Source organism: Nocardia sp. NPDC004278, assembly GCF_053602975.1.
Genome location: NZ_JBSGEQ010000002.1, coordinates 252,774 through 278,162 on the forward strand (window position 1 = coordinate 252,774; position 25,389 = coordinate 278,162).

Annotated in this window: 27 protein-coding genes; 13 read left to right on the plus strand and 14 right to left on the minus strand. The window is 66.3% G+C overall.

Annotated elements, in window-relative coordinates; translation table 11 throughout:
- Positions 1-141: 141 nt before the first annotated feature.
- The 5 genes from ACWEO2_RS03820 to ACWEO2_RS03840 all read right to left on the minus strand — a co-directional run bounded on the left by ACWEO2_RS03820 (position 142) and on the right by ACWEO2_RS03840 (position 5,944).
- A complete protein-coding gene (locus ACWEO2_RS03820) occupies positions 142-660 on the minus strand; it encodes a GNAT family N-acetyltransferase (protein ID WP_452403939.1) in 519 nt (172 codons plus the stop codon).
- Positions 661-783: 123 nt separating this feature from the next.
- Positions 784-1,992, minus strand: a complete 1,209-nt coding sequence (locus tag ACWEO2_RS03825) for a DUF418 domain-containing protein (RefSeq protein ID WP_452403940.1) — start codon at positions 1,990-1,992, stop codon at positions 784-786.
- Positions 1,993-2,093: 101 nt separating this feature from the next.
- Positions 2,094-2,861 (minus strand): hypothetical protein, encoded by a 768-nt coding sequence (locus ACWEO2_RS03830; protein ID WP_452403941.1) that lies wholly within the window; start codon positions 2,859-2,861, stop codon positions 2,094-2,096.
- 226 nt (positions 2,862-3,087) lie between these two features.
- Positions 3,088-4,494, minus strand: a complete 1,407-nt coding sequence (locus ACWEO2_RS03835; RefSeq protein WP_452403942.1) for a three-helix bundle dimerization domain-containing protein — start codon at positions 4,492-4,494, stop codon at positions 3,088-3,090.
- A 448-nt stretch (positions 4,495-4,942) separates the two neighbouring features.
- Positions 4,943-5,944 carry a zinc-binding dehydrogenase gene (locus ACWEO2_RS03840; RefSeq protein WP_452403943.1) on the minus strand — a complete coding sequence of 334 codons (1,002 nt, stop codon included), beginning with the start codon at positions 5,942-5,944 and terminating at the stop codon, positions 4,943-4,945.
- A gap of 177 nt (positions 5,945-6,121) precedes the next feature.
- Between ACWEO2_RS03840 and ACWEO2_RS03845 the strand changes: the two genes are divergently transcribed.
- Both ACWEO2_RS03845 and ACWEO2_RS03850 read left to right on the plus strand, forming a co-directional pair.
- Entirely contained in the window at positions 6,122-6,808 is a 687-nt protein-coding gene (locus ACWEO2_RS03845) for an AraC family transcriptional regulator (protein WP_452403944.1), read from the plus strand.
- Position 6,809: 1 nt separating this feature from the next.
- Positions 6,810-6,959, plus strand: a complete 150-nt coding sequence (locus ACWEO2_RS03850) for a hypothetical protein (protein WP_452403945.1) — start codon at positions 6,810-6,812, stop codon at positions 6,957-6,959.
- A 44-nt stretch (positions 6,960-7,003) separates the two neighbouring features.
- Here the strand turns inward: ACWEO2_RS03850 and ACWEO2_RS03855 are convergent, their stop codons facing one another.
- The 4 genes from ACWEO2_RS03855 to ACWEO2_RS03870 all read right to left on the minus strand — a co-directional run bounded on the left by ACWEO2_RS03855 (position 7,004) and on the right by ACWEO2_RS03870 (position 10,711).
- Positions 7,004-7,573 carry a putative immunity protein gene (locus tag ACWEO2_RS03855; protein WP_452403946.1) on the minus strand — a complete coding sequence of 190 codons (570 nt, stop codon included), beginning with the start codon at positions 7,571-7,573 and terminating at the stop codon, positions 7,004-7,006.
- Between the two features lie 336 nt (positions 7,574-7,909).
- Complete coding sequence (locus tag ACWEO2_RS03860; RefSeq protein WP_452403947.1) at positions 7,910-9,328, minus strand: S8 family serine peptidase; 1,419 nt, start codon at positions 9,326-9,328, stop codon at positions 7,910-7,912.
- A 62-nt stretch (positions 9,329-9,390) separates the two neighbouring features.
- Positions 9,391-9,987, minus strand: a complete 597-nt coding sequence (locus ACWEO2_RS03865; protein ID WP_452403948.1) for a DUF308 domain-containing protein — start codon at positions 9,985-9,987, stop codon at positions 9,391-9,393.
- Between the two features lie 88 nt (positions 9,988-10,075).
- On the minus strand, positions 10,076-10,711 hold the full coding sequence (locus ACWEO2_RS03870) for a maltokinase N-terminal cap-like domain-containing protein (RefSeq protein WP_452403949.1): 636 nt from the start codon (positions 10,709-10,711) through the stop codon (positions 10,076-10,078).
- Positions 10,712-11,049: 338 nt separating this feature from the next.
- On the opposite strand from ACWEO2_RS03870, the gene ACWEO2_RS03875 reads away from it, so the two are divergent.
- Positions 11,050-12,057 (plus strand): fatty acid desaturase family protein, encoded by a 1,008-nt coding sequence (locus ACWEO2_RS03875; RefSeq protein WP_452403950.1) that lies wholly within the window; start codon positions 11,050-11,052, stop codon positions 12,055-12,057.
- Between the two features lie 328 nt (positions 12,058-12,385).
- Here the strand turns inward: ACWEO2_RS03875 and ACWEO2_RS03880 are convergent, their stop codons facing one another.
- Positions 12,386-13,318 carry a hypothetical protein gene (locus ACWEO2_RS03880; RefSeq protein ID WP_452403951.1) on the minus strand — a complete coding sequence of 311 codons (933 nt, stop codon included), beginning with the start codon at positions 13,316-13,318 and terminating at the stop codon, positions 12,386-12,388.
- A gap of 1,163 nt (positions 13,319-14,481) precedes the next feature.
- On the opposite strand from ACWEO2_RS03880, the gene ACWEO2_RS03885 reads away from it, so the two are divergent.
- From ACWEO2_RS03885 to ACWEO2_RS03895, 3 genes are read left to right on the plus strand one after another with little or no spacing between them, the layout of a single operon-like run.
- On the plus strand, positions 14,482-15,093 hold the full coding sequence (locus ACWEO2_RS03885) for a dihydrofolate reductase family protein (protein WP_452403952.1): 612 nt from the start codon (positions 14,482-14,484) through the stop codon (positions 15,091-15,093).
- Positions 15,094-15,146: 53 nt separating this feature from the next.
- Positions 15,147-15,476 (plus strand): YciI family protein, encoded by a 330-nt coding sequence (locus ACWEO2_RS03890; protein ID WP_452403953.1) that lies wholly within the window; start codon positions 15,147-15,149, stop codon positions 15,474-15,476.
- A gap of 2 nt (positions 15,477-15,478) precedes the next feature.
- On the plus strand, positions 15,479-16,711 hold the full coding sequence (locus ACWEO2_RS03895) for an RNA polymerase sigma factor (protein ID WP_452403954.1): 1,233 nt from the start codon (positions 15,479-15,481) through the stop codon (positions 16,709-16,711).
- Between the two features lie 130 nt (positions 16,712-16,841).
- Here the strand turns inward: ACWEO2_RS03895 and ACWEO2_RS03900 are convergent, their stop codons facing one another.
- Complete coding sequence (locus ACWEO2_RS03900; RefSeq protein WP_452403955.1) at positions 16,842-17,258, minus strand: winged helix-turn-helix transcriptional regulator; 417 nt, start codon at positions 17,256-17,258, stop codon at positions 16,842-16,844.
- A gap of 97 nt (positions 17,259-17,355) precedes the next feature.
- On the opposite strand from ACWEO2_RS03900, the gene ACWEO2_RS03905 reads away from it, so the two are divergent.
- Positions 17,356-18,225, plus strand: coding sequence for an alpha/beta fold hydrolase (locus tag ACWEO2_RS03905; RefSeq protein ID WP_452403956.1), 870 nt, complete (start codon positions 17,356-17,358; stop codon positions 18,223-18,225).
- Positions 18,226-18,285: 60 nt separating this feature from the next.
- On the opposite strand, the gene ACWEO2_RS03910 is transcribed toward ACWEO2_RS03905, so the two are convergent.
- Entirely contained in the window at positions 18,286-19,179 is an 894-nt protein-coding gene (locus ACWEO2_RS03910) for an NADP-dependent oxidoreductase (protein ID WP_452404152.1), read from the minus strand.
- A 76-nt stretch (positions 19,180-19,255) separates the two neighbouring features.
- Here ACWEO2_RS03910 and ACWEO2_RS03915 point away from each other — a divergent pair, with 76 nt between their 5' ends.
- Positions 19,256-19,849, plus strand: a complete 594-nt coding sequence (locus ACWEO2_RS03915; protein ID WP_452404153.1) for a TetR/AcrR family transcriptional regulator — start codon at positions 19,256-19,258, stop codon at positions 19,847-19,849.
- 74 nt (positions 19,850-19,923) lie between these two features.
- Here the strand turns inward: ACWEO2_RS03915 and ACWEO2_RS03920 are convergent, their stop codons facing one another.
- Positions 19,924-20,079 (minus strand): DoxX family protein, encoded by a 156-nt coding sequence (locus ACWEO2_RS03920; protein ID WP_452403957.1) that lies wholly within the window; start codon positions 20,077-20,079, stop codon positions 19,924-19,926.
- Positions 20,076-20,315, minus strand: a complete 240-nt coding sequence (locus ACWEO2_RS03925; protein WP_452403958.1) for a DoxX family protein — start codon at positions 20,313-20,315, stop codon at positions 20,076-20,078. Before ACWEO2_RS03925 ends, ACWEO2_RS03920 begins: the two co-directional genes overlap by 4 nt.
- Between ACWEO2_RS03925 and ACWEO2_RS03930 the strand changes: the two genes are divergently transcribed.
- The 5 genes from ACWEO2_RS03930 (at position 20,314) to ACWEO2_RS03950 (ending at position 25,361) form a co-directional block, all read left to right on the plus strand.
- Positions 20,314-21,021, plus strand: a complete 708-nt coding sequence (locus ACWEO2_RS03930) for a hypothetical protein (protein ID WP_452403959.1) — start codon at positions 20,314-20,316, stop codon at positions 21,019-21,021. The genes ACWEO2_RS03925 and ACWEO2_RS03930 overlap by 2 nt on opposite strands.
- Entirely contained in the window at positions 21,018-22,208 is a 1,191-nt protein-coding gene (locus ACWEO2_RS03935) for an NAD(P)/FAD-dependent oxidoreductase (RefSeq protein ID WP_452403960.1), read from the plus strand. The genes ACWEO2_RS03930 and ACWEO2_RS03935 overlap by 4 nt, the downstream gene beginning before the upstream one ends.
- Before the next feature lie 10 nt (positions 22,209-22,218).
- Entirely contained in the window at positions 22,219-23,160 is a 942-nt protein-coding gene (locus ACWEO2_RS03940) for a sigma-70 family RNA polymerase sigma factor (protein WP_452403961.1), read from the plus strand.
- A gap of 400 nt (positions 23,161-23,560) precedes the next feature.
- Positions 23,561-25,075, plus strand: a complete 1,515-nt coding sequence (locus ACWEO2_RS03945; RefSeq protein ID WP_452403962.1) for a carboxylesterase/lipase family protein — start codon at positions 23,561-23,563, stop codon at positions 25,073-25,075.
- Entirely contained in the window at positions 25,065-25,361 is a 297-nt protein-coding gene (locus ACWEO2_RS03950) for a hypothetical protein (RefSeq protein WP_452403963.1), read from the plus strand. The genes ACWEO2_RS03945 and ACWEO2_RS03950 overlap by 11 nt, the downstream gene beginning before the upstream one ends.
- Positions 25,362-25,389 lie beyond the last annotated feature (28 nt).

Sequence of the window (25,389 nt, forward strand, 5' to 3'; positions counted from 1 at the left end):
ATCGGTTGGGCAGCAACACCATTCGAGCTAGTCCGGGTTGATGTTGGTTCGAGTTGAGGGGCGCCGCTGTACGACGTCCCTCAACCGATAGGACGCAAGGTGTCGGCGGCGTGTCGGTGAGCCAAAGCGACTCGAAAGCCTTTATGCGGCGACCTCATAGATGATTTCGAGGCCATCTTCGTCGTCCCATTGCTCCCCGATCTGAACGAAGCCGTATTGCGATGCCAGCCGGGAAGACGCAAGGTTGTCGGGGCTGATGCTGACGCGAACCATTCGGACCCCCGGCTCCCACGCGGCACGCTGCAGCAAACAATCCAAGGCCGCACGGGCATAACCACGCCGGCGCAGAGCCGGATCGACGGCATATCCGATCTCTACCCTTCCCGATGAGTCGGGCGCCGCGTGGAACCCGGCCATACCAACAGCCAGTTGCTTGGGCACATCCCAGATCACACCGGTGACCCAACCCGCACTGGCCGGATCACGCAACGCCTGCTCGCTGCGCCGCTGCCATGTCCGCCGCGAAACCGGATCCACGAAATACGTTGTCAGCGATACCGGACTCACCTTGTTCGCCGTTGCGAGATCCCCTGCCGCGAGCGCCCGGAATGCCGGACCGTTCAGGTGCACGACACGAACACGTGGCCGAACAGCAGACACAGCACTTCTCCCTCGATCGGCGCGCGCACCACCATAAACATCCGTCCACCGCATTATCCCGGCCGGTGTCGACCGTGTCCGAGGACAAGTGCAGATGTCCGATCCACCGTCGTTCAGCGATACTCAATCCCGCTGCGCCGGAGCATATTCCGGCCGACGCCAGGCCGGAACCGACATATACGTCGCGGCCCGCAAAACCCACTCCACCGGCCCATACGCATGTCGACGCAACCACCGGTCGCTGAGCACGATCTGCACCGCATAGGTCACCAGCGCAATCCCGATAACGCCTGCCGGTGGCACATCATCGGCCAGCGCGAACCCGTAGCCGGTGTAGACCACCATCAACACCACCGACTGCAGAATGTAGTTCGATGCCGCCATCCGTCCGGCCGGGGCGAGCAGCGCGAGATACCGTGCGGTGCGCGCCGATTCGGTCAGCATGATGATCCCGGCGATATACGCGAAAGTCATCAAAGGGTTCACCAATTCCTGGATCCCGGCCCAGTACGACGGCGGCTCGAGCCAATCCATCACATTCGCGAAGGTCACCGCCGAGACCGGCAGCCCAACCGCAAGTCCGCCCACCAACACCCGAGGTGCCCAGCGGCGCAGTGTCTCCCGATCGGTGAACAATTGGCGTTTACCTGCCGCCATCCCGATCAGAAACAATCCGAGCGCCGGAACACCCTGGGTGAACCAAATGAGGACCATCCACTCCGGCGCCTGGGACAGCTGCATCGCGAAGGTGTCACCGACGCTGCCGGTATATCCCTCGCGCAACGCCACCACGTCGAACAGATCAGCAAGCGCAATGACATCGCCGGAATTCGGCAGAAACGACCATACCGACCACACGCCGTACAGCACTGCCCCGCCGATCATCGCGCGCCGCGGCCCCACCCACCGCAGCAGAATCAAAATCAGGCACAGGAACGCGTACAGCGTCAGAATGTCGCCGATCCACAGCAGAAATACATGCGCCAGCCCGATCACCATCAGCGCGGCACATCGACGCAGCAACCTCGGATTCGCCGAGACCCCGGCCCGCTGCGCCGAGGCGATCTGCAGGGTGAACGAATACCCGAACAGAAACGCGAACAATAGATAGAACCGGCCCTCGAACAGCGCCTCCACCACCGCGTTCACCATATGGTCGGCCGTGCCGTCGAAGCCGAGTCGCGGATCGTCGTCGGTCCCGGCGAACGACCAGATCAGCGTGGCGAAATTGACATTCACGATCAGGATCCCGAACAGCGCGCATCCCCGCAGAATGTCGACCTCGGCGATCCGTCGACCGGATGCCGCAGCGGACAGCACCGATTCGGACATGATCCGAAGGTAAGCGACCACACCGAACCGGTCGTCCTCCCATCGGCCGATTCCCACCCTGATCCGATCCACCCCGAACCGCTACCTCCGGCGTATTGACATCACGCCAGGTCGGCGACCTCCAGATGGATCTGCCGCTCGACGGCGATCTCGACCAGGAAGCCACGCTCCCCACCCACCGAGGCCGTCCTGTGGAATGCCGCCACCGCTACCTCCCCGACCCGCAACCGCTGGCCGGTGAAATCGCGCTGCCCCAGAATGATCGGCTGTGCCCGCTCGAACTCCAATTCGCTGACATCATCGGGCAGCGGGAGTCCGAGCAGGTCGGTGACGGTGCCAGGGATGAGCCGGACCGCGACGATCTGATCGAAACTCGGACGCCGCACGATCCGGTGCGCCAGATACATCTTGCCCGCCCGCCCGAAGCACAGATGCGTCAGCAGCTCGGCAGTGCGCAATCGATGCGGATCGAGCTGGGCGAAGGATACGACGTTGCGCACCGTCACCTCGACATCGCGCGCGATCACCGTGCCGCGGCGATCCAGATGTCCGCGAATCAGGTTGCCCCGGAACTCAGTTCGCGGATGTTGCGCGTCCGGACCGAGGTCGGCCAGCGACAGCCCCGCCGGAGCGAAGGCGTGGCAGCCGACAAATCCGGCGCGTCGATCGGCGCCGAGCGCCCCGCGGCCGCGTTCATCCAGTTCGACGTCGAGCAGCACCTGAAAGTCATACGGCGCGAAAAACATCGGCCGATGCGAGAGATAACAGTCGGTGCCGGTCCCGAACACCACCATCCCGTGCGTACCCACCGTGGGCGCCGACCGGCATGGACCCGCATGCACGGCCGTCTTGGTGAACATCCCACTCATGAGGAGGCTCCTTTCCTCCATCCCCGACCCCAGCCTGGCTCGAGCGCACCCCACTGCCACGAGTGTCCGGCTACTCGAATCCCCCGCCCCCGCTACTCGACCTCCCGGATCCGATATGTCCCCTTCGTTCTCCACGATCCCCCGATTACCCCGACTGGGCAATCGGTCATGATCCGGACATATCGGTCGCCGGTAAATGCCCTGGCAAACGGCCTGCGGACCAGGACTAGTTGTAGGTCTTGGTGACGCCGTCGAGCAGGTGCTCGAGGGTGTCGTTGGTGGGGGTGTCGATCATGTCGATCAGATCGGCGGCCACCGCGACGTGGTTGTCGGCGGTGACCTTGGCGAACTGAGTGGGATCGCTGGTGCGGAAGCCGTGCTCGGCGGCCAAACGCTGCAGGTCCGGGTCGGTGGCGAGTAGGCGGCCGATGCGGTCGCCGGATGCGGTCAGCGGCACCAGGGTGTGCTGGGAGAGCACGGTCGGGGACGGGTAGGTCAGCACCATGCCCGGCTTGATCTGCCCGCGCACGGTCGCCTCGACGAACTGCGCCTCGTAGATCCAGACCATCGGCGTCGGACCCATACCCGCCGAGAGGTATTCGCGGAACGGGCCCTCGGTGGAGTTCTCGGTGTACCCCTGCCGCACGAACAGTCGCGAAACCGTGGGCAGCACGGCCTGCTCGGCGGCCGGACCCTGCACGATGGTGTTGTCGTTGGCGACGTGGCTGGCAATGGCCAGGTACATGGCCGCGGAGTTGGAGGTGCGCGGATCGGTGGTGGAAACCAGGATGTTCTTGTGCACCGGGTACACGGTGTTGCCGGGAAGCTTGTCCCACTCCGTGTCGGTGCGCACGAGTTCGAGATAGCGGGCCATATCGAAGGTCGGCACCGGCCCCGGACGCAGCACACCGGCCGCGGTCAGCAGGTCCGCGATCGGCTGGAAGGTCGCGATCGCCATGGGCGAGGAGAACGGCGTGTACTTGGTGCTGATATTGCGTGCCCGCTGGATCCGATCGGCGGCTGGCGCACTGGACGGGAAGGCGAAGTCGTACTTCCCGAGGTCGACCGAGGTCGCGATCTGCCGCGATCCCGCCGGATCGACCGCCACCTTGACACCCTTGCGGGCCAGCGCCTCCACGACGCGCGGATCCTCGAAGAATGCCATCTTCTCCGAACCGACCACCCCGTGCACTGTGGTCACCCCAGGCGCTGCCGCACCGGCCGCGGCCGGTGCGTCGGGCTGCCGCACGGCGAATCCGACCACAAGTGCGAGGACCAGGACCACCACGGCGGCGGCGAGTGCCAGCAGCCGCTTATCGGCGACGAGCTTGCCCGCACCCGAGGCCACGATCGCGCGGATCCCCTGCGCCTGCGTCCCCGAATCTCCCTGAACAGCAACAGGTTCCGTCCCAGGCTCCGCTGCGGATGCGCTTTCACCCGCCACGGCCGCCGCCAATTCCCTGCGGGCGATCCGCTCGATGAGAATCGGCACGAATTCCCGCACCGGATGCCCCTCGAAGCGCTGCCGCGCCGTACCCACCACGGTCTCAACCTGATCGGGCGGATAGTCATCGACCAGGCGATCGGTCAACCGCTGGATGGCCTGCTCTTCGCGGACAGTAACGACACCCACCACAGTCTCCTCGGCGTCCCTTCGGTTTTCCGGTCACGACGGCACTCACCCCTGCCCGCGCCGCCGAACCCTACCCAAATTCTCCGCCACCCCGACACCAGCGCCACCCCCATCACTGGCGAGCGAATCCGATTTCGACTGTGCCAGTGGACATCTGCCACGGACCGCTACCCACTGCCTCTGCGCAGGTCAGCGCGAAATCACCGGGCGATGGCCCGCTCGTGCCAGGGCGGGACCGACCCCCAACCGTTCAGAACTCCGACCCGAACTAGCGCCGAAAGTTCAACGGGCTATTCACCTTTCGCCACCCAGCGTTGTCCGCATGTTTCCACCACACCCTGGGACCGCCCTGCCGTGGCAGCAACAACGGACGTGCACGGCTAGCGGAGCTGTTCATGCCTGGCTCGATTCTCTGGTGCATGAGACGGCAGAGCATGTACATGAGCGGCTAGGGCACCACGACAAGCTTCCCGGTGGCTCGGTTGTTCTCCATGTACCGGTGAGCCGCAACGATGTCGTTCAGGCCGAAGACATGGTCGACGTTGGGTCGATAGACGCCTGCCTCGACCTCGTGGACGATTCGCTGCAACACGGTAGTGCCTGCGCTGCCCTCGAGGTTGTGGCTGTGGAAGGCCGTGAACTTGGTTCCGGACGGGATCATCGCTATCGGTTCGAAGTCCGGAATCAGCCATCCGCTGAGCGAACCCGCCACGCACACCGTTCCGCCACGACGGACCAGGCGCAGCGAGTCCACCGCTGTGCGCGCCCCGACGAGATCCAGCACGTAGTCCGGCCCCTCGGGCCAGACCGAATGCATCCTCGCGGTCAGCGGTCCACCGGCATCGACGAGCACGTGGTCGACGCCGACCGCGGTCAAGGCGTCGGACCTGTCCTGCTGCCGAGTGGTGGCAGCGATCTCGACACCGTAGCTGGACGCGATCGACGCGGCCGCCATCCCCACAGACGAGGTCCCGCCGCGAATCAGCAACCGGCCCCCGGCCTTTGGCGCGATCCCCAACGCGTCCAGCGAGCCCCGCGCGGTCAAGTACGTCTCGGGCAGTGCGGCCAAGGCGTCCCAGGGCAGCGTGGTGCTGACCGGCATCAGCAGCGAGTTCGGCAACAGCGCATACTCGGCGTAACCGCCGTCGAACTCCCGTCCCATCTCACCCATCACCGCCGCAACGGTCGTCCCATCAGGGATCGTGGGATCGGTTGATGCTGCCACGATCCCCACGCATTCGATCCCGAGCACACGCGGGAACCGCACGTTCGGGGAATGCCCCTGACGAGTCCTCAGCTCCGACCGGTTCAGGCCCGCGGCCTTCACCTGCACCAGGCTCCAGCCCTCCCGAACCGCTGGCACCGGCACCTCGCGGATCTCCAGCACGTCCGGGCCACCCGCCCGGACACAGACCGCCGCTCGCATTGTCGTAGACACGTTTTCGCGCATGCATTCACTGTCGCCCGGAGGCGGTGTGGCCGACCACCGATAGAATGCCAACTTATGCCCATTGGCCGCCAACTTCCCCAGCCCGGTGGGACATCCCAGCTATGGCCTTCCGGAGGGGTTCATCTATGGCCGTCGGGGGGAACGAGTTCGGCGCATTCCCATCCACGTGGACACCTGGTGTACGCGGCCCGTGGTGTCCTGTCGGTGCACACCGAACGCGGCACATCGATCGTTCCGGCCAATCGGGTCGCATGGACTCCCGCCGGATTCATGCACTACCACCGTGCGCACGGCCACACTGATATGCGGATCGTCTTCTTACCGGCATCCCTGGCCCGGCTCGTACCAGACCATCCTGCTGTATTCATGACCTCCGACCTCGCCCGCGAAATCCTGCTCACCCTCACGGGCCCACGCAACTACGACCGCGCCACACGCGACCAAGACCGCGCCGCGCTCGCTCGCCTTCGCCGAGTCCTTGTCGATGAACTCCACGAGGCACACGAGCAGCCATTGCAACTGCCGGAACCACGCGATGACAGGTTGCAAGCCATTGCGCAGTTGCTATACCAGAACCCCGCAGACAACACGTCATTGGCCGAACTCGGGCAGACGATCGGAGCCAGCGCCCGCACTCTCAGCCGACTGTTCCACAACGAACTCGGCATGACCTTCTATGAATGGCGCACACAGCTACGCATCTATCACGCACTCGTTCTTCTCGCCGACGGCCACGACGCGACCCGCGCCGCCCATGCCTGCGGATGGGCGAACCCCAGCAGCTTCATCGCCGCCTTCACCAACATCATCGGCACCACCCCGGGCCGCTACCGCACCGGTCACCAGCGCCGGACCACCCCATGAGATGACTCAGGACATTCTCGCCGACCGCGAATGGGACGGCGTGCTCACCGCCGAGGACGAACGCGGCCTGACCCCAGTGTTCTGGTCGCACTTGCTGCCTTATGGCGAGGTCGAGCTCAACATGAACTCGCGGCTTGCCCTCACCGGATGAGACATGTCGAATCGTCGATGCCACGCTCACGCTGGTCAGTGCGACTACCGGTCGACACCGGTCGCCAACCGTCGCAACGATGTGTCCAGTTCCCGCCATAGCTCTCCCACGCGGCCGCGACCACCCGGGGCGTTCGGGTAACGCGTCAGGACGCTGACCACGACGGAGCTGGCCAGACCTGTTGCCTTCTCGATGTAGTCGGCGCCGACGTTGCGGTCGTCGCCGGCATCGAGTTCGAGTGCTCGAGCAGCGTGGGCGGCCGACATGAGGATGTGTCCGCCCTGGGTCGCCTTTGCCAGCGGGTGCAGGTATGCGGCTGCTCCCGCGTTACCGGCGGCGCGAGCCGCGTCGGCTGCGGCTGCATGTTCCATCTCTCCGGCTGCTCGTGCGGCCCTGTGCGCGTCCAGTGCGGTCACGCGGAGGGCTTTCGTTCGCTTGCCCCCGGCGGCGAACCTGCGCGCCTCGTCGAGCACCGCGCGGGGACGCGAGTCATCGGGACAGTCACGCTCGAAAATCGCCAAAACAGGCTCAGCGCAGGCCACAGCATAGGCCGTGACCTCACGCAATTCGGCCATGCTGAGTTCGATTACCAGATTCTCGTCAGCCGCATTCATGGCATGAACAGTATCGTTGAGCCTTTGGTAGAAACTTCCCGGCAATATCGGCAGGACAGTGGGCCGAAACCTTCAAATATGGGTCGACTCAGGCCGGTTGGCCTGGCACGCGAGCACAGTCATATGGCCGGGGCCGGCGACATCCCCGGCAACCCTTTCGAACCTGATCGGCAGCCCTGCATAGCACGACCAGCCTGCCCGAGCCCGGTGGCGCCGAGAAGACCTGTGCACTGCCAGATCGCATTCGTTCAATGCCTGACCAGACCTGCTCGGTCGGATCGGAACAGGGCGCCGGGGACCCGCAACGGCCGGTAGCCGGTAGGACCCAGCCCGAATTCACGGTGCGATCAGGGCCTGGATATCGGGCAGATTCCCGATCCGCTGTGTCGCGGGCCGTCCCGGTGCGTCTACTTGCGGTGAGCCGGTGGCGCGCAGCCGGGCCCGTACTTCGGCCGGGGTCTTGCGACCGGTGCCTGCGGCCGCCAGCCCCTGGTAGCTGGCAACCGAGCCGACGACGATCGGGGACGCGCTCGAGGTTCCGCTGAAAGTGTCTGTGTACCAATAGTCTTCGTCCGTGCCGCCCTGCAGATCGCCGTATCCGGTGGTGGTCACCTCCAGGCCCCAGCCCTGGGCGTCGACGCGAGATCCATAGTTGGAGAAGGCGAGCCGTGAGCGCGCGGGTCCGTGGTCGCGGCCGTGCAATCCCGGTGGCGGGGAACCTGCGCCGACCAGGATCGCACCGGAATCGGCCGCGCCGCCACGGAACGGGTTGCGCCAGGAGGACGGGAAGTCGGCGGGTCGGGTTTCATAGAGTGCGCTGTCGAGGTCTTCGGCGCCGTTGCCCGCGGCCCCGACCACGATGACACCGCGTCCGATGGCGTAGCGGATCGCGGCCCAGTCGTCGGGCCACCATTCGATCGCGATGTATCCCGCCTGGTCCGAACGGTTCTGGTAGTTGTAGCGCGGTCCGGGCCGGTGCAGTTCGAGCAGGATGATGTCGCCCGCGCCGAGCGCGTCGGCGGCGGTGCGGATGGCGGCCGCGGAACCCGCGTCGAAGACCGAGACCGCGCGGATGCCGGCATCGGCGGCAATGCCGGTAATGCCGAAAGTGTTTACGTCACCGCTGATCTCACCGGCCACCGCGGTGCCATGATTGCGCCAGCCCAGATCCGCCGACGGCGCGTTGCCGATCACCCCGCCCTGGTTCGCCAGCAGGTCCTCGTGGGTGAACCGCCACGCACCCTCCACATCCACGATGCGCACGCCCGCGCCGCGACCACCGGGTTGGGTCCAAGCCCAGCGGGCGTTCACCCCCTGCGGTGCGGCCTCCAGATATCCCTGCCGGACTTCGTAATTCGGCGTGACCGGCGGTGCGTCCTCGAGTCTTCGGGCCGCGATATCGGCCAGCACCACCGGTGGTGCGATCGGCGGCTCGGCGGGCGGTTTGATGTAGGCCGCCTCGACCGCGTCATCGGCACGCAGCCGATCCGCGACTGCCTCGAGTTCGGCCGCGACGCCGCGCACCGCGAAGTAGTTCAGATACTCCGCACCGATCGGCTCCTGATCGGTGTCCGCGATCCGCTGCGGCAGCCGATTGGCGGGCCCGAAGATCCGCACCGGCGCACCGCCTTCGGGCAGTAACTCGACCAACCGGGATTGCGCCGCGAGACTCTCGCGCACCGCATTCTGGTCGATACCCGCCCGCGCACCGCGGGTGACAACGATCAATTCCGAACCACTCGCTGTGGGTGCCATGCTCGACAGTTAACCCGCCGCCCGATCTTCGCGCCACCGCACCAATTCGAGTGTGTGCCAACTCAGTTCGGGATTACCGGAATGGGCACGGTGTCCGGGACCGGGACAACATCGCCCCGGCGGCGGGCGCCGGTGAGGATTTCCAGTGCACCGATCACGATCGCGCAGCCACCGACCGCCAAGGCCAGTACCTCGAGTGAATCGAAGGGCAAGACGATCACGACCATCCCGACCATCATGGTCAGCAGCCCGAACACCTCTTGCCAGCCACTTTCTGGTAACCCATCGGACCAGACCGCTACGGTGGCCTGCGCGATGCCGCGGATGGCCCAGCCCAGGCCGACCAACACTGCAAGCAGCACCACCGAATTCGCGCTGCGCAATGACAATACTGCCAGGGCGACGGAGGCAACGCCGCTGAAGAATATGAAAATCCGTAGCGCGGTCGCGAATCGCGACCCCATGGCGATGATGAGCTGTAACGCGCCGCCCCACAGCAGATAGAGGCCGAACAGCAGTTGCGCGGTAGCTTCGGTCTTGTGCGGCCACACGGCGATGAGCCCCCCGAGGGCCACCGAGCCGATGCCTGCGAACAACACCGCCTGCCGCGCCCCGCCGACAAGCTCACCCCCAGGACCCGCACTCTCGTTTTCGGGCATAGCACCATGGTATGACTCGAGAATGCGGATAGCCGAATGTTTGCTTTCGACTCGCTGAACTCCGATAATTTTCCACCGGATTCCCGGCTCATGCTCCCAACGCGAGAACTACAGCGCGGGCGGTGGAACCGTCGCCGAGTTGCCACGGCACGCTCACTCGGGCATCGGCTGCGCCAGGGGCGTCAGCGGTGTTCAGGACGTGGCGAAGCACCGCGATCGCACCGCCCTGCACGGCGATATCGGTGTATGAGGGCCCATCGGTGGTCGAGACGAGTTCGCTTGCGGTGTCGGCGAGTTCGCCGACCGTGACGATGACCGATGGGTCCGGAGTGTCGCTCTCGCTCTGCGCCTGCGGCCGCGCTCGCCCGGTCAGCAGCGCGACAATCTGGGCGACCGCCACCGGATCCCGGGTTCCGTCATAGATCCAACGCTGTCCGAGTATGCCGTGTATCGAGGTCCCGATAAGAGCTTCGTCGGCACCGTCGAGTGGCGCGCCACGGTATGTCAGCGGCAGGTGGTAGGTGCGGGCGTCCGGCCCCGCACCATCGGTCACCAGCATGAATTCGATGCCGACCGCACCCGTCGGATCGTCGAGCCGGAAGCCACCGGCCTTGGTCAGCTCCGGTGTGCGGTCGCTGTCTCGATACCAGGGCCGGGTCGGCAGCCAGGCGGTGAGCAGCTCGAGTTTGGTGGGAGACATTGTCGTGCGGTGGATTACAGCCATGGGGCCACACTAACCTTCGGCGGCAGAGGGCAGCGCTACGCGGCCTGGAGTTCGGTGCGCGCTCCGGTCCGTCAGAGCTCGGCGGCGATCTCCCGCGCCGATGGTCACCAGTGCACCCCGGCCGATGCGCGCCGCGTGGCTCAGCGAGAAGTGCGGCAGGTACAAACACCATCGCGGTGGCCGCGGCACACCGCTCCAGCGAGGTTGTTTCCGAGAGCGAATGCTGCTGTCGGCGTGGTTGTCACGTAGGCGTATCACCGATCCGCAACCCCGTTCACTTGGACGTGGTCTCCATGCGGCAGGCTGGTCCCGTGGTAGTTGCGTCTGATGTTGTCCCGGTGCGTGGTAGTGAGTACTCGGTCTTGTTGCGTCGGATCCGGGAGGCGGATCTATTGGACCGCCAGTTGCGGTACTACGGGTGGAAGAGTGCGATTACTGCAGGGGCGTTCGTTGCCGGGTGGGCGGGGTTCGTCGTCATCGGAGATTCGTGGTGGCAGCTGGGTGTTGGGGTGTTCCTGGCCGCGGTGTTCGCGCAGATCGCTTTCCTGGGACATGACGCCGGGCACAAGCAGATCTTCGCTTCTCGGCGAGCCAACTACCTGTACGGCATGATCGTCGGCAATCTCGGTATCGGGCTGAGCATCGGCTGGTGGACCAGCAATCACAACAGGCACCACGCCCACCCCAACACCGAGGGTGCGGATCCCGACGTCATGGGAATCCTGGCCCATTCCGGCGAACGCGCACGGGCCGGCACGGGTATCCGTCGGCTGATCTTCCGGTACCAGGCCTGGCTGTTCTTCCCAATGTTGTTGCTCGAAGGCGGCAGCTTGCACTACGCGAGCGTCCGGGCGGTGTTTCGCTGGCCGATCCCGAATCGCGTCTGGGAGGGTGCACTGCTCGCCGCGCACGGTGTCGGGTACCTCTCCGCGGTGTTCCTGGTCCTGTCGCCGGGTAAAGCGTTGGCGTTCATCGTTGTTCAGCAGGGTCTATTCGGGTTGTACATGGGCTGCACGTTCGCCCCCAACCACAAGGGGATGGAAGTTCTGCCCGAAGGCGACAACACCGACTTCCTGCGCAGACAGGTGCTCACCTCACGTAATGTCCGCGGCGGCTTTCTCGTCGATACCGTCCTGGGTGGCCTGAACTACCAGATCGAGCACCACCTGTTCCCGTCGATGCCCCGCGCCAACCTGCGGCGAGCCCAGCCGATGGTCGCCCAATTCTGCGCCGACATCGGCGTGCCCTACTGCGAGACGAGCCTTGTCGAGTCCTACGTCCAAGCGCTGAGCCACCTCAACGACGTCGGACGCCAGACCTGGACGACACCTCAGCCGGTCGAATAGTGCAGAGGGTGCGTAGGCACCGATTCCGCATCTCACCGCTCACCGGGAACCACCCGCTGCGCCCCTTCGGGTACCGACGGGGCAGATCGCGATTTCGGGACCGCCGACCAGCATCGCACGGTTCATCTGCTGGTCCGTTAGGCCTACCAGAAGCCCAGCTCAGGCTGGGCTTCTGCGTTCCGGTGCTACTTTGCGTCGGCCGATCTTCCAACTAATTCACAACTGAGTTGTTCGATGCGTCCTGGCCAGTCCCCACTGCTGATCTCCCTTATCGACAGCTATTTCAGGACGCTGTCGTCGGCGAATTCGAAAGATGTATCGCGGTCTGCTATTCCGGAGCCGCATCGGACACCGATCCCCCTCGGCTCGTGCGAGATTCGGCGACCATATGGTCCAGCTGACGTTCCGCCCGTTCCGCTCGCGCCAATGTCTGCGCCCGGGCGTCATCGAGTGCGGCCAGCCGTTCGGCCGCTTCGCGCCGCGCCTGCTCGACTGCCACCGCCGACTCGGTACGCACGGCCGCGATCTCCGTACTCGCCGCGCGGCGAACATCGGCGAGCTCACCGCGGGTTCGATCCAGTTCCGCCCGCACCCGGTTCAACTCCTCGCGCGCCTCCGCAACGGCCTGATTGCGCTCGGCGGCAGCCTGTTCGGCGCGTTCGATGGCACGCTCGGCATCGGCGGCACGCTGTACCGCCAGGTCGCGTTCGGCACCGGCCGCGGTGATCTGCTGGGCGGATTCGCGGCGGATCTGCTCGATCTCGGCGGCCGCCTTGCGCCGCGCCAATTCCACATCCTCGGTTGCCTGCTGTCGCGCGCGTTCCACATCGTCGGCGGCCTCGCGGCGGATGGTGCGAATCTCGGATTCGGCCGCGCTGCGCGCCGCGAATACATCGTCGGCGGCCTGTTTGGTCGCCCGCTCGACCTCGCGCATCGCATCTGCCCGCGCGGTATCCGCCTGGGCGACCAAGGATTCCGCATGCTCGGCCGCACTCGCCGCATCGTCGGCGGCCGATTCCGCCGCTGCCCTGGCCTCATCCGCCTCCCGACGCGCCTGCTCGGCCGTGACCGTCGCCACCTCCGCCTCGGCGATCCGCCGCGCCGCATCCGCTTGCACGGCCTGTACCTGCGCCTCGGCGATCGATGGATCGGCAAGGGTGGACAGCTCGGCCACCGCCGCGGTCAGCGTATTGCCGAGTTGATCTGCCAGCCCACGGAATTGGGTGAGCAGCTCATCGGCACGCAACCGAGCCACCGTCACGGGCCCCTGCTGCGTCACAGTGACAGAACTCGGGGGTGCTTCCGATTCCTGTTGCTGCCGTTGACGTTCTCGCCACGCTCGCCACCGCGTGTGGTCTGGATGATCACAGTATTCCGAGGGTCGCCCGGGCCCTCCCCCGCGTGTAATCGGTCGAGCACACCCCGGGTAGCTACAAACGTTGGACACCACAGAATAGTAGCGTTGGTTTCGTCACTTTCAACGTATTCATACGAAACGAAATCCGTGTCGGCTCAAGAACTTCCCTATGCCGATCATCTCGTTCTAGACCCCGATAAGTGAACATTATCGGTGGTCAGCCTTCGTGGAATCGTCGCGAGCTCGATGCCTTGGTTTCGTTTACGTTTGGTGTCCGCAAACGCAACGTATCTCCAACGGAACTTATGAAAAACTAGGTACCCCGGCCGCAGGTCGGTGTTGTCTCTCATCTGAAAGGATCACAAGCTCCCGTCGAGGCCCAGGACTCCCGAAGCTACGGCCAGGGGTCAAGTAGGGACGTGCTACCGTCCGCGGCCGTGAAAGCAGGAGTGGGAACCTTGCGCGGTTCGCGAATCTACGGAGTGCGGGCGAGGAAGCAGAGGTCCACCCGCGGCTCCGGCGACGGACGGAACATCGTCCCGCCCGGCTCCAGCGCGGCCGGGTCGAGCCGGACGCCAGTTCCTCGGCGATCTCCCGGACCGCGCTGGCGGTAGGGGTCTCCCCGAGGTCGACGTGCCCCGTACCAGCTACACCTCCGGCGTGCTGTTCCGTCCCAGCATCAATGGAAGTACCACCGGTGCGGGCACCTTTCCGACGATGCCGGCGACCACCACTGGATCGGCTACGCGCGCAGGCCGGTGTCGAGATCGACATCCGCCAATTCCGCCACGCCCACGCCACCGACGGGGTTGCCCTCGCGCCCGAGCCGTTCTACGCCTGCCACCACTGGTCAGAATCTTCGCGATCGATCTGGTCCGCACTGGGCGCGCTCGAGGAAGTGGAGCGCGGTTGCCGCGACACTGTCGTGCTGTCGGATTGCTGACGACCAGCGTCCCGGAAAATTCTTCAAAGAAATCCGGGAGGCGGTGTCGGATCGGGGCGGTGGTGTTCGTAGCAGGGGTGAGGCCGCCGACACGGGGCGGCGCCAAGGCAAAGGAACCGCGATCATGAAGCTGACGACCATGACTCAGGTCACCATCGATGGAGTGATGCAGGGAAACGGCGCCGCGCCGGATGACCGCAGGAACGGATTCGAGCGCGGTGGATGGGCCCGGGGGAAGGGCGACGACGAGACCAGGACGTTCATCACGCAGACCTACCAGCGCGCAGAGGCGTTCCTGTTCGGCCGGTGCACCTACGAGCTGTTCGCCGGCTCCTGGGGATCAATCGACCAGATGCGCGCACATCCCATCGGCGTGGCCTTGAACGAGGCCCCCAAGTACGTTGCCTCGACCACGCTCACCGCGCCGCGTTGGGAAGACACGACCGTTCTCCGCGGTGACCTCGCGGCAGCCATTATTGAGCTGAAGGCCAAGCCCGAGGGCGAGCTGCAGGTGCACGGCAGTGGCGTCCTGACCCGGTGGCTGCTGGAGAACGATCTGGTCGACGAGATGACTCTGATCGTGATCCCGGTGATCCTCGGCCAGGGCGCGAGACTGTTCCCGGAGACCGGCCCGGATCTTGCGCTCGACCTGGTCGAGTCACGCGTCGACTCGAAGGGCGTGACGATCCAGGTATACCGGCCGGCCGGGCGCCCGCAGTATGTGCCAACGGCTTGAAGTCCCTGACCACCGAACCACGCTGTCTTGACACCAGAGGAGAGGATCTTCAGATGCAGTACCTGGTTTCCGTGATCGATGACAAGAGCAATCCCGGCAGCGCGGATGGGCGGCCTGCCATCAGCGCGTTCAACGAACGACTTATCGCCGAGGGCTACTGGGTTTTCGCGGGCGGACTCGCAGATACCGACGCGGCCACGGTCATCGACAACCGGGGCGAGCAGGCGGTGTTCAGCGACGGGCCTTTCGTGGAGTCGAAGGAGTACCTCGCCGGCGTCTGGGTGTGGGAGGCCCCCGATCTGGATGTGGCGCTCAGGCTCGCCACCGAGGCGTCGAAGGTCTGCGATCGGAAGATCGAGGTGCGGCCGTTCCTGGCGGAGTGAGCATGGTCGACGTCCGCGAGGCGGTCACCCGGGCCCACCACGAGGAGTGGGCTCGGGTGGTTGCCGCCCTGACCAGGCGCTTCGGTGACCTCGACATCGCCGAGGAGGCAGCGGCCGAGGCGTTCGCGACCGCCGTCGAGCGGTGGCGGGCCGACGGCGTGCCCCCCAACCCTGGCGCTTGGCTGACCACCACCGCCAACCGCAAGGCCATCGACCGGATCCGGCGTGAGAACAAGCGCGACGACAAGTACAAGGAGGCTCAGATGGTGTACGACGACCCGCCCGAGCCTGTCGGCGCTATCGACGACGACCGGCTCCGGCTGATCTTCACCTGCTGTCACCCGGCGCTGGCGATGGAGACCCGCGTGGCGCTGACGCTGCGCATGGTCGGCGGTCTGACCGTACCCGAGATCGCCCGCGCCTTCCTGGTGCGCGAGACCGCCTTGGAGCGGCGGATCACCCGCGCGAAGGCCAAGATCAAGGCGGCTCGCATCCCCTACCGCGTGCCGTCCGCCGAGGATCTGCCGACGCGAGTCTCCGGCGTGCTCGCCGTCCTGTACCTGGTGTTCAACGAGGGCTACCTGGCGACCGGCCCCGACACCGATCCCCTACGGCACGACCTGACCACCGAGGCGATCCGGCTCACTCGCCTGATCCGTGCCCTCCTGCCGGACGACGGTGAGGTGGCCGGGCTGCTGGCGCTGATGCTGCTCACCGAGGCGCGCCGCAGCGCCCGTATCTCGGCCGGCGGCGAACTGGTCACGCTCGTCGAGCAGGACCGTGGGGCCTGGGACGCGGCGCTGATCGCCGAAGGCCACCGGCTGGTGCGCGAGCGCCTCGCCGCTGCCACCGCCGGGGTGGCTCCGGGCCGCTACCAGATCCTCGCCGCGATCAACGCCGTGCACACCTCCGCCCGCGACATGCGCGACACCGACTGGTCACAGGTCCTCGCCCTCTACGACCAGCTCGTCCGCCTCGACCCTTCACCGATCATCGCCCTCAACCGGGCCATCGCGGTCGCCGAACTCGACGGCCCGCAGGTGGCGCTGGCAGCAGTCGACTGTCTCCAGGACAAGCTGGCCGGCTATCACGCCTACCACGCCACCCGCGCCGACCTGCTGCGCAGGCTGGGCCAAAGCCAGCAGTCACGCGCGGCCTACGACAAGGCCATCGAACTGGCAGGCAACACCGCAGAGACCGCCTACTTGACCCGCCGCCGCGACCAACTGCAGTAGCGCCCAGGTCGCGCGGTTCTCGGCTGCGGATGTTCCGCCGGCCTCGGATCGGCACGGCCAGTTGATCTTCCGATGCCCCGCGCTGGCCGGTCGGTCAGCTCGGTATGCGGCTCGAGCGTTTGTTGGGAAGCTATTCGCTGGCGGTTGGGTCGGCTTGTGCGTCGTTGACGGCGTTGGCGCGGTCGATCTCGGCCATATGATCCTCGGCCCAGGTGCGCAGTGCCGCCAATGGGACCTCCAGGGACAAGCCCAGTTCGGTGAGCCGGTAGTGCACGCGCGGTGGCACTGTCGGCTCCACTCGACGGGTGACCAGACCGTCCCGGACCAGGTTGTGCAGGGTCACCGACAGCATCTTCTGGGATACACCGGGCATTCGCCGCCGCAGCTCGGCGAACCGCACCTCACCCGGCGCGGCCTGCGCGAGGACTTTGATCGCCATCGACGTCCATTTTGTGCCGATGCGGTCCAGCAACTGACGTGTCGGGCATTGGCAATCGAACAGATCACCGCGATCCGATGCCTTCGCCTGCGCTGATCGAGTACTCACCTGGACCTCACCACCTGTAGTCAACGTGCCGTCTTGGCAACGCAATTGAGGTTACCTATCGTTTTCTGGTAACGAATGGTAACTACCTGGAGGTGCCATGTCCCGCACGCCGCTCCGTGCCGCGTCTATCGAGCTGCGCCAGATCGAGACCAACGGCATCCGCGCCAATGTCGCCATTGCCGGCTCCGGCCCCGCGGTCGTTCTGCTGCACGGCTTTCCGCACACCTGGCGACTGTGGAGCGAGATCATCGGCCCGTTGTCCGCGCATTACCGGGTGGTCGCCCCGGACCTACGCGGGTTCGGCGCCACCAGCCGTGCGTCGGACGGCTACGACGCCGAGACGCTGGTCGCCGATATAGCCGGGATCCTCGATGCCCTCCGCGAACCCACCGCGGCCGTGGTCGCGATCGATGCCGGCACCCCGGTCGCGGTCCTGCTCGCCCTGCGGCACCCCGACCGGGTACGACGGCTGGTGGTCATGGAAGCACTGCTGGGCACGCTCCCCGGCGCCGAGGACTTCCTCGTCGCGGGTCCGCCGTGGTGGTTCGGATTCCACGCCGTCCCCGGTCTCGCCGAAACGGTCCTGCTCGGCCACGAGGCGCGGTATATCGAATGGTTTCTCACCACTGGCACCCGTGGCCGGGGCGTGCGGGCAGATATCCACGACGCGTTCGTCGATGCCTACACCGGAGATGACGCCCTACGCTGCGCCTTCTCCTATTACCGCGCACTGCCGACCAGCGCCCACCAGATCGATAACGCCGTGGCGGCCGACCGGCTCACCACACCCACCCTGGCGATCGGCGCCCACCCGGTCGGCGACGCGCTGGAGCGGCAGCTACGCCCCATCACCGAGAACCTCGTAGGACACGTCATTCCGGATTGCGGTCACATCATCCCGCTGGACCGGCCGCACGAACTGCTCAACCTCATGATGCCCTTTCTCGCCGCCGAGCGACCCGCCTGACCACGCAACCGCAAAGCCCCCTCATGGGGGCATCGCTCGGTCTAGCAAGCACCAAGGTTTTCAGACGACCAGGACTCTGCGCCCGCGCGCGTGACCGGCCTGGCTGTCGATGTGCGCCGCCGCGGCCTCGGCGAGCGTGTACGACTTCTCGACCGGGATGTGGAGCTTTCCCCGCGAGATGAGGCCGACGGCCTCGGCGAGCGCTTCCGGCACGCTCCCGGCCACGCCGGAGAATCGGACACCGAACTCCGGCGCAGTGAGATCGGCGATGGAGATCACCTTCTGCGGATCCCCGGTCAGTTCGACGAGCTCGGGGATCACGCCCGAGCCGGCCAGATCGAGAGCTGCGTCGACATGGCCGAGCCGCCGCACCCGCTCGACCCAGCCTTCGCTGTACGTCGTGGTGAGGGCACCCAGGCTGCGCAGATAGTCCTGGTTCGCGGCACCGGCCGTGCCTATCACCGTGATGCCGCGGTCGCGGGCGATCTGCAGCACCGCCGATCCGACTCCCCCGGACGCACCGCTGACCAGCAGTGTCTGCCCGGCCTGCACGCCGACCTCGCCGATGATGCGCAGCGCGGTCTCCACCACGGAGGGGTAACCGGCCGCCTCTTCGAAGGCCAGTCCCTCGGGCACACGGGCCCAGGCCGACAACACGGCGAACTCGGCATAGGTGCTCGAGCCTTCGCCGAACACGTGGTCGCCGACCTCGACGCCTTCGACGCCCTCACCGACCTCGTCTACCACCCCGGAGGCGTCCAGCCCGACTCCGGAGGGTAACTCGATCGGATGGGCCCCGAGGATCTGGCCTTCACGGATCCTCCAGTCGACGGGGTTCACGCCCGCCGCCCGCACCGCGATGCGTACCTGACCGGGGCCCGCGTGAGGCTCCTCGGCGTCGACGAGTTGCAGGACGTCCGGACCGCCGAACTCGGCGAAGCTCACCTTCTTCATGCGGTGGACCATAGCACTAACAGTTAGTGTTTTGGAACAAATTCGGCTTCGTACCTGATAGCGTTTGGGCGTGACCATGCCGACCGGGCGACGCGAGCGCAAGAAGGCCGCGACCCGCCAGAAGATCGCCGAAACAGCCCTGCGGCTCTTCCTGGAACGGGGGTACGACGCGGTGGGCATCCGCGACGTGGCCGCCGAGGCCGACGTCGCCGTTACCACGGTCTTCTCCCACTTCGCCTCGAAAGAGGCCCTGGTGTTCGAGCAGGATCAAGACTTCGAGCAACGCCTCACGCGGGCGGTCACCAGCCGGGCACCGCATGAGCCGCTCATCCCCGCGCTGCGCCGCGAGATCCAGGCCCAGGTGCGACATTGCACGGCGGGCAGCGCCACCCCGCTCTGGCGCATGATCGACGAATCACCTGCCCTGCGGGAGTACGAGGAGTCGATGAGGCTGCGCCATGCAGAGTCGCTGGCAACGGCCATCGCTGCCGATCCCGACTTGGCACAGACCACAACAGCGTCCCGGACGATTGCGAGGTTCGTGATCGACGCCTATTCGCTGGCCCGTGAGGCGGCCGATCCGCAGACCGCGATCGACGAGATCTTCCCGATGATCGAGGCCGCCTGGGCCGTCACCCGCCCCTCCAGAAACTCCACCGGCACGGCCTGACCGTAGCCAGGACTCCGAACCCTGCCGCTGATGCTGCGGTTCTATGACGCGACCTGCTGGCAGGCTTACCTGAATCAGCCGGTGAAGGACTCGGGGCCGAAGCGGCCCCAGGCCACGAAGGCCGCCAGAGCGAGGTAGCCGAGATTCAGCACGACGTATTTGTACTGGCCGTAGCGGGCGTGGGTGATCATCGCGCCGATCATCAACAGGATCCAGCAGACGGCTGTCACCGGCACATCACCGGTGCGATGTCGAGCGCGGCGGGCAGGATCAGGCCGACCGCGGCGAGGATCTCGAGGACCCCGAGGGTTCTGACGAAACCGGCGCTGGCGTGCATGGTCCATCCCCCACCGGTTTTCGCGCTCAATTCGTCCAGCTTGGCCTTGGGCATGAACGCTTTGGTGGCTCCACCGGAAAGGGCGAGGGCGGCAAGCAGCCCCGCAACGGTCCAGAGGGCGAGGTTCATGAGCTTCTCCTTCAGGTGCGGGCGACTCGGGCTCGTCCTCGATCTGGCCGAGCCGTTCGTCGCCGACCGGCTGCCGGACGATGCCGTTCGCGGGCATCTCTGTTGGCTTCCCGATCGTGTAACTGGTCGGGCATCAGACACCGCCGGCCTTGAGCCTGTGACACCCCGACGGCGTGACGTGCGCCACCGCACGCACTGCCCTTTGGGGGCCGGAACGCAGGACGGTTATCGACTACCGAGAATGCTGGGCGCGCGTGTCCGGCTGGTGGTCGACACCGTGACCCGGATCGACGCTGACAACCGCAGCATGGTGTCGGCGGGCGGCGACACGGTCGGCTACGACTACCTGGTCTACGCGGTGGGCAGTGGCAGCGCCGATGCGCGTGTGCGGCCGAATTCGCCTATCCGCTCGCCACTCTGGAGGAGGCGCAGCGAATGCGGCAAGTCATCGACGCCGCGCCCGCCACGGCCGCGTGACGGTGGTCGGCGCCGGACGTTGCATAGCTTCATGTACCGGGTGACACAGTTCTTACCGGCACCCCAACTCGTCGACGAAGTCGACAACCTGCTCGGGCTAGCGTGGTTCGGCGTGGAGTTCGTCCGCTGCGCGATCCTTGGGGTGATCCACATCACCGGTCGATGCTGTCAGGAATTCGGGGGCTGTCTCGTTCAGGGAGCACGCGAACCAGACAGGAGCGAACCATGAAGCACCGCATCGTCGTCCTCGGGGCCGGATATGCCGGAACCTTCTCCGCCGGATACTTGGCCCGCCAACTCCACTCCGACGACTTCGAGATCACCGTCGTCAACGCCGAACCCGATTTCGTCGAGCGGCTGCGCCTGCACCAACTCGCCGCCGGGCAGGATCTGCGCCACCGGCCGCTGGCGGAGGTGTTCGCGGGCACCGGCATCCGGCTACGAGTGGCGCGGGTAACCAACGTCGACGTCGAGCACCGGACTGTCACAGTCGCCGACGGCGCGCGCATCGACCGGCTCGCATACGACACCCTCCTCTACACACTCGGCAGCACCGCCGCTGACCACGGTGTTCCCGGCGTCGACGAGCACGCCTTCCATGTGGCCGCTCGGCCGGCCGCGCTGCGCCTGCGCACACGCCTGGACGAGTTGGGCGAGGACGGGAAGGTGGTGGTGGTCGGCGGCAACCTGACCGCGATCGAGGCTGCCACAGAGATCGCCGAATCCCGTCCAGGACTTCAGGTCAGCCTTGTCACCAGGGGCGAACTGGGCGGCTGGCTGAGCCCGAAGGCGCGCCGTCACCTGCTGCGTGCCTTCGACCGGTTCGGTATCCCGGTCCGCGAGCACACCGCCATCGAGCGCGTCGAGCAGGCGGCGGCGGTCGCCGCAGACGGCACCGCTTTCGCCTCGGACGCGACCGTGTGGACCGCTGGCTTCGCCGTCCACCCGATCGCCGCCGCCAGCGGCCTCGCGGTGGAAACCAATGGCCAGATCACGGTCGATCGTCAGATGCGGTCGGTCTCGCACCCGGATGTCTACTCTGCCGGTGACAGCGCCTTCGTCATCGCCGAGAGCGGTCTTCCGTTGCCGATGTCCTGCGCGTCCACGGCACCGACCGCCAAGCAGGCGACGGCCGCAATCATCGGGGACCTGACCGGGCGCAAGATCCCGGCGATCACGATGTCGTATGCCGGCAACCACATCAGCCTCGGCCGCAAGGACGCGATCTACCAGTTGGTCGACAAAGCCTCGCAAACGAAGCCGCGGCCCCTGCGTGGTCGGACGGCCGCGCGCATCAAGTCGTCGATCCTCGACGGTGCCGCCTGGGCCTTGTACCACCCGAACCTCGGAAAGCCCAGTCACCAGTACCGCTTGGCCACCACTCGCGAGCACTCGCGCGGCGTGGTCGCCGCATAGAGTGGTGCTCATGGACACTGCCACCGTGGCGTGTTTCGAGGCCAGCCGGAATCGGCTGGCCTCGCTCGCCTACCGTCTGCTCGGCTCGGCCGCCGACGCCGAGGACACGGTGCAGGACGCGTTCCTGCGGTGGCAGGCCGCAGACCAGGAGTACATCGAGGTGCCCGAGGCGTGGCTGACCAAGATCGTCACCAACCTGGCGCTCGACCGGCTCCGTTCGGCGAAGGTGCGGCGCGAGCGCGCGGTCGGCACCTGGATGCCCGAACCACTCCTCGACGGCGACCCGATGCTGGGCCCGGCCGACACCGTCGAGCAGCGCGAATCGGTGACCCTGGCGGTGCTGACGCTCATGGAGCGTCTGTCTCCGGTCGAACGGGCCGTTTACGTGCTGCGCGAGGCCTTTGCGTACAGCCACGCCGAAATAGCCGAGATTCTCGGCATCACCGCGTCCGGGAGTCAGCAACACGCCCACCGTGCCCGGCGTCGAATCGCCGCCGCTGGCAACGGCACTGACATCGACCATGCCTCCGCGCGTCGAATTGTCGAGGCATTCGTCGCTGCCGCCGCCTCGGGCCGGACCGAACGGCTGGTGGCGCTGCTGACCGACGACGCGACCGGCATCTCCGACGGCGCCGGGCTGGGGCTGGCCGAGAAGCTGATCTGGTACTCGACTCCGGAGCGGATCGCCAGCGCGGTGCGGGCCGGCTTCAAACCGTCTCCGGTCAAGCGCAGACTCGCCGGTGGCTCGCCCTCGTTCCATGCCGCCGTGGTCAACGGTTGCCCGGCCATGCTCGCCACGCTCGACGACCGGGTCGTGGGCGTCGCGATTCTGGAGATCCGTGACGACAAGATCGCAGGCGTGCGCGGCATCGCCGCCCCGCACCGACTCGGTCGCCTCACCGAACAATGGCAGCGGCAGGAACACGATGTCCCGCTGATCGAATCGTGGTAACCGGCCGTCCAACACTCGATCTCACGTTCGCCCCTCAACGGCAACACCGACTCCCGGTGGACCGCTTCGTCTCCGCGTCCAAGGCGTCGCGGATCGCGGCGACCACGCGCTCGTCGGTGTGCCCGAACGCCGACGATGTCCGCATCACCCGGCCATCGACCGGTTCCCTTTTTGATGTGCCGAAAGCGGTATGCCGATAGCCTGAAGCGGCAAGGATGCGCCTGTGCTGAATATTGTTGAGCACCAGTGCGATTCAGGGCTGATGGTGCAGACTGACGGTTCGAGGTCGGGTTCGTAGCCGGTGGTCGAGCGACAGCGGAGGTGGCAGGCACCACCGGCGCTCGTCGACGAATTCACGGCCACGCAGTAGGTGAGCTACCGAGGGAAGTGAGTGGCCCGCATGACTATCGCCCCTGAGATCCGCACGACCGCCGGAGTCGTGCGTGGCAGGTGGGAGAACGCCATCGCGGTCTTCCGGGGTATCCCCTACGCCGAGCCACCGATCGGCTCACGGCGCTTCGGGGCGCCGGTTCCGGTCCAGCGATGGGATGGCATCCGCGACGCGCTGGAGTTCGGTCCACCGGTTCCCCAAGCGGCACATACGGGTTCGGTGATGTCGTCGGTGTCCGGCAGCGTCGGCGACGGTTCCGAAGACTGTTTGACGCTCAACGTCTGGTCACCCGACCTCGGGGCCGCGGGACGGCCGGTGATGGTGTGGATCCAGGGCGGCACGTACCTGGAGAACCACTCCGAAAACCCGCACTACGACGGTGCGACGATCGCCGGGTCCGGGGTGGTGGTGGTCAGCATGAACTATCGCGTCGGTGTCGACGGCTTCGCCCGCATCGCCGGCGCCCCGGACAACCGCGGCATCCTCGACCAGATCGCCGCACTGCGATGGGTCCAGGACAATATCGCCGGGTTCGGCGGCGATCCGGACAATGTCACCGTTTTCGGCGAGTCCGCTGGCGGAGCGTGCATTGCCGCTCTGCTTGTCATGCCGATGGCAGCCGGACTGTTTCGACGGGCGATCAGTCAGAGCATGCCGGGTACCTACTTCTCCGAACGGCTCGCCACCGCGATCTCGACAACGATCGCCGCGCAGCTCGGCGCGCGCGCCACCATCGACGACCTGGCCCGCCTCCCGCCGCGGGCACTGACCGACGCGACGGACGCGGTGATCCAGAAGATGCCGGAATTCGTCGAGTCCTGGGGACCTATGGCGCTCACGCCGACACCGTTCTCCCCCGTCATCGACGGCGACATCCTGCCACGCGCGCCGTGGCGTGCGCTGGCAGACGGCGCCGCACGCGACATCGACCTGCTCATCGGCCACACCCGAGACGAGTACCGGCTCTACACATCCCGGCCCGGCGGCGAGCCGAACGATGCGCGCCTAACCGCAGCATTCGACCACCTCGCACCCAGCACAGATGGCAGCGAGCTCTATCGCACCGCCTACCCGGACGCCACACCCGGGCAACGATTCGAAGTTCTCAACTCCGACTGGCTGTTTCGGATGCCCAGCCTGCACCTCGCCGACGCCGCGCACGCCGGCGGCGGACCCGTGTGGCTCTACGAACTGGCCTGGAGCTTCAACTCCGAACAGGGCGCCTCCCACGCCCTGGACTTCCTGCTCATCTTCGGCACCCTCAGCCCCGAGGAGGTGCGCGCCCACCGCTGCGCGCATCCGAACGCCGCGAACGAAATCACCCACGTCGCTCACCACATGCGCGCCGACTGGGTGGGCTTCGCGACCACCGGCAAACCCGGCTGGGCACCCTACGATCCACACACGCGAACCACTCGCGTCTACAACACCGAACCAATCACCCAGCCCTACCCCGAGGAAGGCTCGCGCCGCATCTGGTCCACGCACCAGTTCGACACCCTTGACCTACCTCATGCCGAATAAGAGTTGCCTGGACTCGACGGGCAGCCTCGCATCCTTCGGCGAACCGGAGCGCTACGAGGACCGCTCGGCTTCGCTACATCCGCAGTCCAGAAGGATCATCGTCGAGTTGGCAGAGCAAACCGGCCGACAGGGTCGTTCCATCGATATGCCCCAGGTCATGCTGGTCGCCCAGACGGTGTCGCAAGCCGATCGAGCAACGGCGCGCGCGGGTCCGGCCGACCAGGAGCCGCGAACGGCTCGTCAGTGCGCGGTGCAATGGAAGATCGCCGAAAGAATGTCGCGGTGAGATGTCGAGATCCCGAGCGCGGCTCCGT